Annotated in this window: 8 protein-coding genes and 1 CRISPR repeat array; of the genes, 7 read left to right on the top strand and 1 reads right to left on the bottom strand. The window is 55.0% G+C overall.

Annotated features, from left to right (window positions below):
• Positions 1–16: 16 nt before the first annotated feature.
• Positions 17–1024, bottom strand: coding sequence for a 3D domain-containing protein (locus tag KQI10_RS00110; protein WP_216565324.1), 1008 nt, complete (start codon positions 1022–1024; stop codon positions 17–19).
• A 450-nt stretch (positions 1025–1474) separates the two neighbouring features.
• Here KQI10_RS00110 and cas3 point away from each other — a divergent pair, with 450 nt between their 5' ends.
• From cas3 to cas2, 7 genes are read left to right on the top strand one after another with little or no spacing between them, the layout of a single operon-like run.
• Positions 1475–3886, top strand: coding sequence for a CRISPR-associated helicase Cas3' (cas3, locus tag KQI10_RS00105; protein ID WP_216565323.1), 2412 nt, complete (start codon positions 1475–1477; stop codon positions 3884–3886).
• 2 nt (positions 3887–3888) lie between these two features.
• Positions 3889–4620 carry a type I-C CRISPR-associated protein Cas5c gene (gene cas5c / locus KQI10_RS00100; RefSeq protein WP_216565322.1) on the top strand — a complete coding sequence of 244 codons (732 nt, stop codon included), beginning with the start codon at positions 3889–3891 and terminating at the stop codon, positions 4618–4620.
• Positions 4621–6480 (top strand): type I-C CRISPR-associated protein Cas8c/Csd1, encoded by a 1860-nt coding sequence (gene cas8c, locus KQI10_RS00095; protein ID WP_216565321.1) that lies wholly within the window; start codon positions 4621–4623, stop codon positions 6478–6480. It begins immediately after the preceding gene.
• A complete protein-coding gene (gene cas7c, locus KQI10_RS00090; protein ID WP_216565320.1) occupies positions 6480–7376 on the top strand; it encodes a type I-C CRISPR-associated protein Cas7/Csd2 in 897 nt (298 codons plus the stop codon). The genes cas8c and cas7c overlap by 1 nt, the downstream gene beginning before the upstream one ends.
• Positions 7366–8025 carry a CRISPR-associated protein Cas4 gene (gene cas4 / locus KQI10_RS00085; RefSeq protein WP_216565319.1) on the top strand — a complete coding sequence of 220 codons (660 nt, stop codon included), beginning with the start codon at positions 7366–7368 and terminating at the stop codon, positions 8023–8025. The genes cas7c and cas4 overlap by 11 nt, the downstream gene beginning before the upstream one ends.
• Positions 8022–9053 carry a type I-C CRISPR-associated endonuclease Cas1c gene (gene cas1c / locus KQI10_RS00080; RefSeq protein WP_216565318.1) on the top strand — a complete coding sequence of 344 codons (1032 nt, stop codon included), beginning with the start codon at positions 8022–8024 and terminating at the stop codon, positions 9051–9053. Before cas4 ends, cas1c begins: the two co-directional genes overlap by 4 nt.
• Before the next feature lie 3 nt (positions 9054–9056).
• Complete coding sequence (gene cas2 / locus KQI10_RS00075; protein ID WP_216565317.1) at positions 9057–9347, top strand: CRISPR-associated endonuclease Cas2; 291 nt, start codon at positions 9057–9059, stop codon at positions 9345–9347.
• Positions 9348–9523: 176 nt separating this feature from the next.
• A CRISPR array of direct repeats spans positions 9524–13581; the repeat unit is 33 nt; unit sequence GTCGGCCCCCACACGGGGGCCGTGGATTGAAAT.
• Between the last annotated feature and the right edge of the window lie 45 nt (positions 13582–13626).

Genomic DNA, 13626 nt, shown 5'->3' with positions numbered 1-13626 from the left:
GTATGTTTTGCAACCGCTATCCCAGAAAATACACGGTGCATCTTCTCCTTCCAAAGGCGATGCACTGCTTATAGGTGGGCATGTACAGATCCATCCGGTCCCCTTTGATGTCGCCGCCGCAGTCCTCGGCCTGGGCAAGACCGTAGACATAGCTGCCGTCGCTGGCCACGATGAACATTCTCGTGCCGTAGGGAATATACCGGGGATCTACGGCGACGGTGCCGTAGCGCACGGTGGTGCCGGTGGCGGTGGTGGTGGTGCAGCCCTCGTCCGTATGGGTGTAGGCTGTGGCCCGGACGTAATCCACCTTGGTGTAGGTCAGCTTTTCTCCGGTGGGCAGCAGGATTACGCCGTCGCCGATCCGCAGTTCGCCGCTGCCGGCGTCCACTGCCGGACCGGAACCCAGGGCAATGAGTGCGTCACGGGCCGGGGAGGTCTGCTTTGTATCCAGAATTTCCCGCCCTGTTTCGATCCCGTTTACATAAGTTATCCGGGCTCTGCATTCCAGGGTGCCGGCCCGGCCGGAAGCCAGTGTTTCCCGGACACCCTCCGGCAGCTCCGGAGCGTTCAGAATTTTGGTTTCAAAGGGTATTTCCCGGGTAAAGGTCTCCTCAAGATTTTCCACCCGGTCGATCCGCAGCTCCATGCCCCGCTGCAGTACAGTCTGAAGGGGATAGGAGAGCACATCGTTTTCCTGTAAGACGATGCCCAGCCGTTTCAGCAGCTGCCGGACCGTTTCATCCTGGGAAACGACGATCTGGCTTTTTCCGTGGTATGTAAGGGTAACGGTGGGAGCCCGCCGGACGGTGATGGTGTCCGCTTCCAGGGTATAGTCGTCTGCCTCCGTCAGTTCTACCCCCGCGGCGCTCAGAGCCTCCCGGGCGGAGGTGGTGTAGAGGGTATAGGAAAAGGTCCGTCCGCCGTCGTTGATTACATAGGTGGTGGCGAACACATTCTGCACCATCACAGCCCCCAGAAACACCGCCGGCACCAACCCCGCCAGCAAGCTCCGCCTCCAGCGCACACAGACCACTCCTTACGGCACCGCAGTCTCTGTGTCTCCCGGACAAAAGCGCATCCGGACGGTTTCGCCAAATGATGGGCATATTATAAGAAATTTCCGGGAAAAGTCAAGAAAAAAGAAGGGCGGCGAAGAAGATCGAAACTTTTGAAATTGTATCGGGAACGGAAGAACACTGTCGGCTCGTGGAGACGCAAGACGGGAGCGGTGAAGAATTAAGGAAGAAGAGGGGGAAAAGGGGCGAAGGGTTTTTGAGAGGGAGCGGAGAATTCTGCTTTTGAAAAAGGAAAAGCCATTCAGCAAAAAACAAACATAGATTTTTGTTGATTTCTGCAACAGCTATGATATGATAATTTCATAGAAAATTATGATGTCCCCTGATGATAAAGTCCGTTTTATTGGACATGTAGTCGTTTATCCTATAACCAGAAACTGGAACAAGGAGGAGATGCCATGACACAGCAACCATATCTGGCACACATTGCTCCAGACGACCGGGAGCAAACGGTAGAGGAACATTGTCAGAATGCGGCGAAAATTGCTGAAGAGGCCTTGTTGCCCATAGGTCTGGGCAAAACCGCATATCTGGCTGGGCTTTTGCATGATACGGGTAAATTCAAAGAAGAATTCACGGTGTATTTGCAGAAAGCGGTCAGAGAAGAAAACGCCGTGCGGGGAAGCGTCAACCATACCTTTGCAGGTGTGCGCTATCTGCTGGAGCAGTGGCACGGCGCAGGGGAGGAATTTGATGAATCTGACCTGACGGCCGAACTGCTTGCATACGCCGTGGGCGGGCACCACGGCCTGTTCGACTGCATTGACCCGAACCGAAAATGCGGCTTCTTCTATCGAGAGACGAAGGAGGGGATTGGTTACGAAGAATCTATCGGTAATTTCCTGAGGTTTTGTGCCGACAAACAGAGCCTGGACGATCTGTTTGAGCAGTCAGTCCGGGAGATAACGCCGATTTTGGGAAAAATCAGCCAGCTTCCTCAATCGGATGTCTTGGCAGACGAAGAAGTAATGTTCTATATTGGCCTTTTGGCACGGATGCTGCTGTCTGCAGTCATAGAGGGAGACCGTACGGATACGGCGGCATTTATGAGCAAGACGGCCCGTCCGCAATACCCAAAGGATATGCGTCCGATTTGGGGTGAACGGTTGGCATTTTTGGAGCAGAAGCTATCTGAATTTCCTCATGAAAAGCCCATTGACCGGGCGAGACAGACAATTTCGGAGACTTGTGCAGCAGCAGGTATGCAACCCGGAGGAATTTTTCGACTGAACGTGCCTACTGGCGGAGGAAAGACCCTTTCTGGACTTCGGTTTGCACTGGTACATGGAAAAAGGTGGAATAAATCACGCATTATTTTTACGTCTCCGTTGCTGTCCATTTTGGATCAGAATGCGGAAATCATCCGTAGCTATGTGGGAGATGACAGCTTGATATTGGAGTTTCATTCTAACATGGCTGAACCGGAGGAGACACCGGAGCGTTTACAGGAATTGGAATTGCTGGCGGAGGATTTCAGGGCGCCGATTGTGATCACAACGCTGGTTCAGCTGCTGAATACCTGCTTCAGCGGAAAAACAGGGGCCATTCGGAGATTCCAGGCCCTGTGTAACAGCATTATCGTTATTGACGAGGTCCAAACGGTTCCGGGGAAAATGCTGACGCTGTTTAATCTTGCCGTTAATTTCCTCTCGGAGGTATGCGGGGCTACCGTCGTCCTCTGCTCGGCAACACAGCCCTGCCTGGAGCAGACCTGTCACCCGCTGTGGAAAAAGCCTGCGGAGATCGTCCCCTGGGACCCGCTGCTTTGGAATACCTTCAAACGTACGGAGATTCAGAACGCAGGCACCGCCCGCCTGGAGGAGATTCCGGAGCTGGTGGAATCGGCGCTGCGGGAATGCAGCAGCCTGCTGGTTGTATGCAATACAAAAGCAGAGGCAGCGTTCCTGTTTGAGGCGCTTAAGGATACAGAAACGCTTTGCTTTCACCTTTCGGCGGCCATGTGCATGGCCCACCGAAGACAGACGCTGAGCCGCCTGCAGACGGCTTTGGAGGATGATGATCCTCTGAGACCCAAAGTTGTCTGTATTTCCACACAGGTGATCGAGGCAGGGGTTGATATTTCGTTTCAGCAGGTGATTCGCTTTTCTGCCGGAATGGACAGCGTTGTTCAGTCAGCCGGACGGTGCAACCGGCACGCGGAGCAGAAAAGCCCTGCCCCGGTCCGAATTGTCCAGTGCGCGGACGAACGGCTTCGTTTTCTGGCGGATATTACCCGGGGGCAGACGGCAACCAATTCGCTGCTGGCCGTATTCCAAAAACGCCCACAGGAATTCCATGGGGATCTGGCATCAGATGAAGCGATTGCTTACTATTACCGCAGGCTCTACCGGGAAATGAATCCCGGCTTTCAGGATGACATGACCGCGGAACATGGGACGATTTATAGCCTACTGGCAGATAATCCTCGATATGCGGACCGGAACTGCGCTCAAGTAGACAGCTTTTTCCTGCGTCAGGCGTTTCAGACGGCTGGACACCTGTTTCAGGTGTTTGACGAGGATACAACTGAAGTCCTTGTTCCCTATGGAAAGGGATGCGAGCTTCGGGAAACCTTGCTGACACAGCTGCAGGATTATGGCCCAAAGGACTGGGAAACAATTGGTCAATGTCTGCGGGAGGCCAAAGGCTACAGTATTTCCGTTTATCACTACCAGTGGGAGCAGTTGCAGCAGCTTGGTGCGGTGACATCCCTACTGGAGAACAGCATTCACATTTTAAGCGACGGTTTTTATGACGACCAGACAGGCTTTTCCATTCAAACCGGCATAAGCGGTTTTCAGGAGGTGTAATTTTGAAAACAAAACATCCAAACATTGTAGAATTCGAAGTAAGCGGCGACTATGCACTGTTTTCTGACCCGATTATGCGGTTGGGTGGAGAAAAATGCAGCTATCAGGTACCCACTTACGAAGCACTGAAGGGCATCCTTTCATCCATATACTGGAAACCAACGTTCATATGGCGGATCCTGGATGTACGGGTGATGAATCCCATCCAGACCGAGGTGAAGGGAATTCGCCCCATCAAGTACGGCGGGGGAAACGAACTGGCGTACTATACCTATCTGAAAAATTGCCGCTACCAGGTGCGGGCCTGCTTTGAGTGGAACGACAACCGCCCGGAGCTGATCGCGGACAGGAACGAAAACAAGCACCACTGCATTGCCAGACGGATGATTGAAAAAGGCGGGCGCAGAGATGTTTTTCTTGGGACAAGGGAATGCCAGGGCTATGTGGAGCCCTGTGTATTCGGAAGCGGCCAGGGGGCGTATGACGGTTTGCCGGAATTGAGCTTTGGCCTCATGTACCACGGAATAACTTATCCGGATGAGGCCTATTCCGAGCAGACCCGCGGACGGATGACGGCACGGTTCTGGTACCCAATCATGCGCAACGGTGTGATTCACTTTTTGCAGCCAGAGGAATGCCCCGGACAGAAGCCTCTGCGGGAGATGCGGATGAAGGAATTTTCTCAGGAGCACGGTAATTTCTCCGGCTTACGGGAATTTGGGGAGGTGGAGTAAATGGGGCTGATAGAGCAGGCCTACGAAACCTACTGCGCAATGGAAAAGCAATATGTGGGTGTTTATGGTGAGAAAGGGGAGCCGTTGGTTCCAATTTCACATCAGATTGTAAAGGCGGATATTGAGATTACACTGGATGAAGCTGGGAATTTTCTGAATGCCCGTGAGGCAGCCGCGGAAGACGCCAAAATTATTGTGCCGGTAACAGAGAAATCCGCCGGAAGAACCGGTGACACTATCTGTGCGCATCCTCTGTGTGACCAGATTCGGTTTTTGACGCCCCAATATCCACAAAAGTATGCAGCCTATCTGACACAGCTGCACCAATGGGAGAATTCAGCCTACAGCCATCCAAAGCTCCATGTAATTGCGCGTTATGTGGAAAGGGGAACCGTTTTGCAGGACATTGCGGATGCCGGACTGATTAAGATAAACGCGGATGGTTTCCCTGCAAGCAAACCGCAAGAAAAGCTGGTTGTGTGCTGGCGTGTGGAATCCGGTGAGACGGACGATGTTTCAGCCTGCTGGAAGGATAGAAGCCTGCTTCAGGCGTTTATTGACTACTATGCCTCCACTAAGCAGGAGGAACCGGTGTTCTGCATGGTTTCCGGCACAAATGCCATCCCGGCGACCCAGCATCCGAAAAAGATTGTGACGGCAAATTCCTGCGCCAATGCAAAGTTGGTTTCTGCCAACGATACCAGCGGATTCACTTACCGAGGGCGGTTTACGACAGATGCCCAGGCAATGACTATGGGATATGAAGCCTCCCAGAAAATTCACAATGCAATTCACTGGCTGGCCGCAAATCAGGGCGTTCCCATTGGCAACAGAACATTTTTGTGTTGGAATCCCAAGGGAATTGAACTGCCGAAACCGAGAGCTGCGTTTCTGCGGGGAAATGGAGGAACGCAGGTCAAATACTCCGATTATCGAAAGGCTCTTTCCGAAACCCTACGGGGGTGGAAAAACACCATACCGTCGGACGAAAAAGCAATTGTAACGGCCTTTGCAGCGGCGACATCAGGGCGGCTTGCCGTAACCTATTACAGCGAGCTTATGGCGCAGGATTTTGTGGAGCGGCTTTGTAACTGGGATGATATTTGCTGCTGGCATAATGGACCCTACGGGATTCAGTCGCCATCGCTCTCTCAGATTGTTGACTGCGCTTTCGGGACAGTGCGGAAAAGCGGAGAAAAGACAATCCTGGAAACAGATGACCGGGTAAAAGGCCAGCAGCTTCAGAGGATGCTCAGTTGCCGGGTGGACAAGCAGAAAATACCATTGGATATTCGGCGTGCTGTGGCGGGGAAGGCTTCTAATCTGCAGATTATGGATGCGGCGCTTCGGGAAAAAGTCCTTTCCACCGCTTGTGCGGTGATTCGGAAATATTATTACGATTGGTATCAGGAGGAATGGAATATGGCATTGGAGCCGGAGAAAAAAGACATTAGCTACCAATACGGAAGACTGCTGGCTGTCTTTGAAAAAATTGAGCGGGATACTTATGATAAAAACGAGGGCAGAGAACCCAATGCAATCCGGATGCAGTCCGTACTTGCAAAACGGCCCCAGTACGCAAGCTGCATTGTTTGGGAGCAGCTGAAAAAGGCTTATTATCCCAAACTCAAACCCAATGCACGGGGGTATTACGACCGCTTGGTCGGCCAGATCATTGCGCAGATTTCGGATTTCCCGGATGGAGTGCAGAACAAGGCACTGGGGGATACATATTTGATGGGATATTACCTGCAGCGCAACGCACTCTATACGTCCAATACGTCCGGCACAGGCAGCGCAGATCATACAGAAAACACATCCGATACTGAAAACACGGACAATTGTCAGGAGGAAGAATAATGAGCACTTTGAAAAACAAGATTGATTTTGTAGCACTGGTTTCCGTCACACGCGCCAATGGCAACGGCGATCCCCTGAATGGCAACCGTCCCCGGACGGACCTGAACGGTTTTGGAGAGATTTCAGATGTGTGCATTAAGCGGAAGATTCGCAATCGGATGCAGGATTTGGGGAATGCTATTTTTGTCCAGTCGGAGGACCGCCGTAACGATGAGTTTGATTCCTTGAAAAGCCGAGCGGATGCTATGCTGCCTGGAAATTTGAGCCCAGATACGTTTTACAAGACTGCTTGTGAAACCTGGCTGGACGTACGAACATTTGGACAGGTTTTTGCCTACTCGTCCGGAAAGGGTGACAAAAAAGGAAAGGGCGGTAAAAAGACAGAGGGAGAAGACAATGAGAAGGGTGTTTCGATTGGCGTGAGGGGACCGGTATCCATTCACCAGGCCATCAGCGCTTCGCCTGTGGATATTGAATCTTTGCAGATTACCAAGAGTGTGAGTGGCGAGAAAAAGGACGGCAACCGTGGCTCTGATACTATGGGAACGAAGCATTTTGTCCGGTTTGGTCTGTATGAAATCAAGGGTTCTATCAATGTTCAGCTGGCGGAGAAAACAGGCTTCAGCCAGGAAGATGCCGAAACGGTCAAGGAATGCTTGCGCACGCTCTTTGTTAACGACGCTTCTTCGGCCAGACCGGAGGGCTCCATGGAGGTTGTGAAGCTGTTCTGGTGGCAGCACAACTGTAAGGATGGACAGTACTCCTCCGCAAAGGTTCATCGCTCCGTGAAGGTTGCGCAGAAAGACCCGGGCGCTATGCCTGCCAGCGTGGATGACTACGTAATTACGCTGGAGCCGCTGCCTGGCCTGGAACCTGAAATTATCGATGGAATATAAAGAAGAGGACTTTCTGCAGCTTTCCGGCTTGCAGCACTACCGGTTCTGCAAGCGAAGGTGGGCCCTCATCCACATTGAGCATCTATGGGCGGAGAATTTCCGGACAGTCGACGGGGCGGTGTTCCACGAGAATGCCCACGATACCACTTATCGGGAGAGTCGAGGAGACCTGGTCGTCACCCGGGGAGTCAACGTCTTTTCCCGGAGCCTTGGCGTGTCCGGCCAGTGTGATGTGGTGGAGTACCGCCGGGGAGAAGTCGGGATTCCGCTGGCGGGGAAGGAGGGACTCTGGCAGCCCTACCCTGTGGAGTACAAGCGGGGGAAACCTCGGGAGGACACAGGAGATGCATTGCAGCTCTGTGGCCAGGCTATGTGCCTGGAGGGGATGCTGTGCTGCGAGATTCCGGAGGGCGCACTGTACTATGGAGAGATCCGGCATCGGCAGCCCGTGGCATTCACTCCGGAGCTCCGCGGGCAGGTCACGGAGCTGCTGGAGCAGATGCACGCCCTTTACTGCCGTGGGTATACCCCAAAGATCAAGCCTACCAAGGGCTGCAATGCCTGCTCTCTGAAGGATCTGTGCCTGCCCAAAATGAACCGCGCAGGGTCTGTGGAGGCATACCTGAAGCGAATGGAGGTACTGCCATGAGAAAAATGCTCAACACTCTGTTTGTCCTGACGGAGGACAGCTATCTGACGCTGGACGGGGAAAATGTGGTCGTCCGGCAGGGAGAAACGGAGAAGGGGCGATTCCCTTTGCATACGCTGGAGGGCATTTGCTCCTTCGCCTATCCGGGGGCCAGTCCGGCCCTGATGGGTGCCTGCTGCGAACGGGGAATCAACCTGCGGTTCCACAGCCCCAGGGGCCGCTTCCTGGCCAGAGTCAGCGGGACCTCCAACGGAAATGTGCTGCTGCGGCGCACCCAATACCGGGTGGCCGACGACCCGGACCGCCGGGTGCTGTTCGCCCGGAATATGATCCTTGGCAAGGTCTATAATGGCCGCTGGGCTGTGCACAGGACACTGCGGGATCACGGCATGCGGTTGGACCGGGAGAAATTGGAAGCCGCCTGCGGAACCATGCGCGCCTGCCAGGAATCCATCGCCCAGGCCCCGGATGACGATACCCTGCGGGGGCTGGAGGGCGTGGCGGCCGCTGCCTATTTCTCCGTTTTGGATGACCGAATTCTGGGAGATAAGAATACCTTCTACTTCCACGGCCGCAGCCGCCGTCCGCCTATGGATCCGATGAATGCGCTGCTGTCCTTTGCTTACAGCCTGCTGGCCAGTGACTGTACCGCGGCGCTGGAATCCGTGGGACTGGATGCCTATGTTGGATTTCTGCATACGGACCGTCCGGGCCGGGCGTCTCTGGCGCTGGACCTGATGGAAGAACTGCGGCCCTGTCTTGCGGATCGTTTCGTCCTCAGCCTTGTGAACAACCGAAAGCTGAATCCGAAGGACTTCCAATTTGAAGAAAGCGGCAGCGTCCTGCTGACGGACGAAGCCCGCCGGAAGTTCCTGCGGGCGTGGCAGGAAAACAAACAGGAGACGTTAACCCATCCATATCTCCAGGAAAAGATTCCCTGGGGCCTGGTGCCCTATGTCCAGGCACTGCTTCTGGCGCGATGCCTGCGTGGAGATCTGGACGGATATCCGCCCTTTTTATGGAAGTGAAGTATGCTTGTACTGATCAGCTATGATGTGAATACTGAGGATGCCGCGGGACGGCGCAGACTGCGAAGGATTGCGAAACAGTGTCTGAACTATGGCCAAAGGGTCCAGAACAGCGTCTTTGAATGCTCGCTGGACGCGGCGCAGCTCCGTGCGCTGGAAGCTAAGCTCGTGGCAGAAATTGACCAGGAAAAAGACAGCCTGCGGTTCTATAACCTTGGAAACCATTATACGGAAAAGGTCCGCCACTACGGCGTAAGACCAGGGTACGACCCTGCCGAACCACTGATTTTGTAACGTCTGTGCGAACCCAAAGCGCCCACACAAGTCCCGGTACCTTCGCACCGGGATTTGGGGCGAAAACCAATGCCTTATCCACCTCAGCCGGGGCTGGATAAGAGAAACTTCTTCAGAAATGAAGAAAAATTGCGCAAATACACAAAAATGCAGCCGCATTTTTGTCAACATTTGCTGTCGGCCCCCACACGGGGGCCGTGGATTGAAATATGCGGTCTGCTGCTCATAGGTTAAGCTGTGAGCAGTCGGCCCCCACACGGGGGCCGTGGATTGAAATCAAGCAGGGGTATAAGCTGTTGGAAAAGCCGACAGGTCGGCCCCCACACGGGGGCCGTGGATTGAAATACCACGTATGAGCAGTGGATGCCAGATTTCATTGTCGGCCCCCACACGGGGGCCGTGGATTGAAATGTTCACACCGTTTTCCCAAGCCCTCCGGTTGTCACGTCGGCCCCCACACGGGGGCCGTGGATTGAAATTTTACTTCCATCTGAACCAGAGTGCTGACGATGACGGGTCGGCCCCCACACGGGGGCCGTGGATTGAAATCCCTGCCCTGCCGAAAAAGCCCAGACATCTGCCGTCGGCCCCCACACGGGGGCCGTGGATTGAAATTTGTTTACATTTACTATTATATAGATATTTTCGGTCGGCCCCCACACGGGGGCCGTGGATTGAAATATCGTTGATTGCATCATTGGCGGTAGCCCCTGCCAGTCGGCCCCCACACGGGGGCCGTGGATTGAAATCGTTGCTGCTGAAGGCTCCGGGAACGTTTTCCCAGGTCGGCCCCCACACGGGGGCCGTGGATTGAAATCGACAGAACCGTTGTCGAGATACGCATATGCAGCCGTCGGCCCCCACACGGGGGCCGTGGATTGAAATAATAGCCTGGTACTTGGCAAAGGTGTAATCCCGGTCGGCCCCCACACGGGGGCCGTGGATTGAAATGTTCCGTACCGCTTACAGATCGTCAGGTCAGTTAGTCGGCCCCCACACGGGGGCCGTGGATTGAAATCGGTTGTCACGGGCGTTTAGGTTGTTATTTATGCGTCGGCCCCCACACGGGGGCCGTGGATTGAAATGCAAAAGTGAGACCGCACCAAGTCCGGGTACTTGGTCGGCCCCCACACGGGGGCCGTGGATTGAAATCCACTCTTTCCCAATGCCGGCCGCAGAGCAAAGAGTCGGCCCCCACACGGGGGCCGTGGATTGAAATCATCCTCCTAAGGAAACGGCTCCCGTGGGCCGAGGTCGGCCCCCACACGGGGGCCGTGGATTGAAATACCACACGGATTGCAAGTTTCGATTTGGTATTCAGTCGGCCCCCACACGGGGGCCGTGGATTGAAATTCTTACTTTCTAATCGCAGTCAAATTCTTCTTCAGTCGGCCCCCACACGGGGGCCGTGGATTGAAATTGTATTGACGAAAACCTAATTACATTGGTGGTATGTCGGCCCCCACACGGGGGCCGTGGATTGAAATGCTGCTATCCAAACGGTATGTTACCATCTGCAAATTGTCGGCCCCCACACGGGGGCCGTGGATTGAAATCAGAGAGGGCAGCTGTTAAGTGGCCGTACATTGTGTCGGCCCCCACACGGGGGCCGTGGATTGAAATATATCAACCTTAAAGCTCTTCCCGCACTGAATTCGTCGGCCCCCACACGGGGGCCGTGGATTGAAATCGGCACCATGCTGGGTACGCTATCGATGCCAATGTCGGCCCCCACACGGGGGCCGTGGATTGAAATGGACGTTGGGGCTGTGTCGCTGGATGCCCTGCAGGTCGGCCCCCACACGGGGGCCGTGGATTGAAATACCGTGCCGGAGGTAGCCGCTCCCACACATGGCGGTCGGCCCCCACACGGGGGCCGTGGATTGAAATTCACGCTTACACAGATATCTTCAAGAAGGTATTCCGTCGGCCCCCACACGGGGGCCGTGGATTGAAATATTGACATCAAGGAGTTCCCTGATCTGGGCGGCGAGTCGGCCCCCACACGGGGGCCGTGGATTGAAATCGAAATGAACCAGACCCAGACCCAAACGCTTGTGGTCGGCCCCCACACGGGGGCCGTGGATTGAAATGTATGCCCAGGCTACTAGTTTTTCATAATCCTTGGTCGGCCCCCACACGGGGGCCGTGGATTGAAATTAAAAATCACAACCATTGACGGGAATGGGGCAGAGTCGGCCCCCACACGGGGGCCGTGGATTGAAATAGAATCCGCATAAAGCTTTGGGTACTTTGCGGAAGTCGGCCCCCACACGGGGGCCGTGGATTGAAATTGCATCCTTGCACAGCTTGGCAACCTGCTCCTTAGTCGGCCCCCACACGGGGGCCGTGGATTGAAATTTGGGTTTGGTGGTATTGGAGGCTGCGCACTTACGTCGGCCCCCACACGGGGGCCGTGGATTGAAATACGTCCGTGTGGCTGAACTGGCCGGAGATTACCCCGGTCGGCCCCCACACGGGGGCCGTGGATTGAAATTGGAGATCTGATTACCTTCGGCGGAGACGCTATTTGTCGGCCCCCACACGGGGGCCGTGGATTGAAATTATCCTTGGCTGGAAGGGTATGCACCAGCTTGCGTCGGCCCCCACACGGGGGCCGTGGATTGAAATTTCGAGCCATTCAGGAACCGGTTTTCGTTGGTATTGTCGGCCCCCACACGGGGGCCGTGGATTGAAATTGCAATTTTTACCCTGAATACCGAAACGCTTTTGTCGGCCCCCACACGGGGGCCGTGGATTGAAATCACCATTTCGGCGGTCTCCCCCTGCATCCGGATAGTCGGCCCCCACACGGGGGCCGTGGATTGAAATCGGCTGGGCTACGACCTGTCCGTTGCCAGACTGGTCGGCCCCCACACGGGGGCCGTGGATTGAAATCACCAAGTTCTACCGGGAGCAGCGGGACATTATGGTCGGCCCCCACACGGGGGCCGTGGATTGAAATATAACTTCTCCTAAGCTCTTCATAGAGCCGTCGGGTCGGCCCCCACACGGGGGCCGTGGATTGAAATAACAACGACGTGAGCATCAAAGCCAAGCTGCCTGGTCGGCCCCCACACGGGGGCCGTGGATTGAAATTTCGTCGGTTTGATTATTGTAGATTACGATTGTGTCGGCCCCCACACGGGGGCCGTGGATTGAAATATTGAAGTTGACCAATGCGGCAACCCGTTTACCGTCGGCCCCCACACGGGGGCCGTGGATTGAAATCAGCAGAGCCGGTCATCAGATCGGACTCGGCCGGTCGGCCCCCACACGGGGGCCGTGGATTGAAATGTTATGGGTGCCGCCCTAGCAGCCTATTGGATAGTCGGCCCCCACACGGGGGCCGTGGATTGAAATCGTCTGTATATATCCGTATCCTCATGTGCCTACGTCGGCCCCCACACGGGGGCCGTGGATTGAAATTGCCACTTCACTGAGTGCTTCTGGCTTTAATACCGTCGGCCCCCACACGGGGGCCGTGGATTGAAATTTTTTTGTTAATCTCACCACACAGCTTGATAATTGTCGGCCCCCACACGGGGGCCGTGGATTGAAATTCCATTTGTTCCTCCTTGTCAGTCTTGCGTTGCGTCGGCCCCCACACGGGGGCCGTGGATTGAAATAATGTACAAAGATGGTACGTTTATCGTTGACCACGTCGGCCCCCACACGGGGGCCGTGGATTGAAATCCCGCCGGCTACTCCATGCGGGAAGTACTCTGCAGTCGGCCCCCACACGGGGGCCGTGGATTGAAATCGGCTTGGTGGATACATACCGCATCACCTACGCCGTCGGCCCCCACACGGGGGCCGTGGATTGAAATTGATTTGGGAGCAGCTGAACGGAAAAGGGAGCTGCGTCGGCCCCCACACGGGGGCCGTGGATTGAAATTTCCTCCATCGGCAACCAGCTTTCGGAGATCAACCGTCGGCCCCCACACGGGGGCCGTGGATTGAAATCATAACGCTGCTGACGGATTACGTTTCCTTTATGACGTCGGCCCCCACACGGGGGCCGTGGATTGAAATAGTCTTCAACGAAGCTCCAATAGAAAACTTTACGTCGGCCCCCACACGGGGGCCGTGGATTGAAATAATTCCGGCCACACAATCCGGCTGAACGGGAAGCGTCGGCCCCCACACGGGGGCCGTGGATTGAAATTACATAATTAATTTACAGGAGGAAACAAGTATGGTCGGCCCCCACACGGGGGCCGTGGATTGAAATTGTTGCCTGTGAGCGGGATTTCAAAAACCAGCAAGTCGGCCCCCA

It is taken from the genome of Pseudoflavonifractor sp. MSJ-30, assembly GCF_018918045.1.
Lineage (GTDB): Bacteria > Bacillota > Clostridia > Oscillospirales > Oscillospiraceae > Faecousia.
Note: the sequence above shows the minus strand (reverse complement) of the source record. Positions and strands in the feature narration are given on the sequence as shown.

Coding starts and splice junctions, on each gene's coding strand:
- cas3 (WP_216565323.1), top strand. CDS start 1,475: ATGACACAGCAACCATATCTGGCACACATTGCTCCAGACGACCGGGAG.
- cas4 (WP_216565319.1), top strand. CDS start 7,366: ATGGAATATAAAGAAGAGGACTTTCTGCAGCTTTCCGGCTTGCAGCAC.
- cas2 (WP_216565317.1), top strand. CDS start 9,057: ATGCTTGTACTGATCAGCTATGATGTGAATACTGAGGATGCCGCGGGA.
- cas1c (WP_216565318.1), top strand. CDS start 8,022: ATGAGAAAAATGCTCAACACTCTGTTTGTCCTGACGGAGGACAGCTAT.
- cas7c (WP_216565320.1), top strand. CDS start 6,480: ATGAGCACTTTGAAAAACAAGATTGATTTTGTAGCACTGGTTTCCGTC.
- cas8c (WP_216565321.1), top strand. CDS start 4,621: ATGGGGCTGATAGAGCAGGCCTACGAAACCTACTGCGCAATGGAAAAG.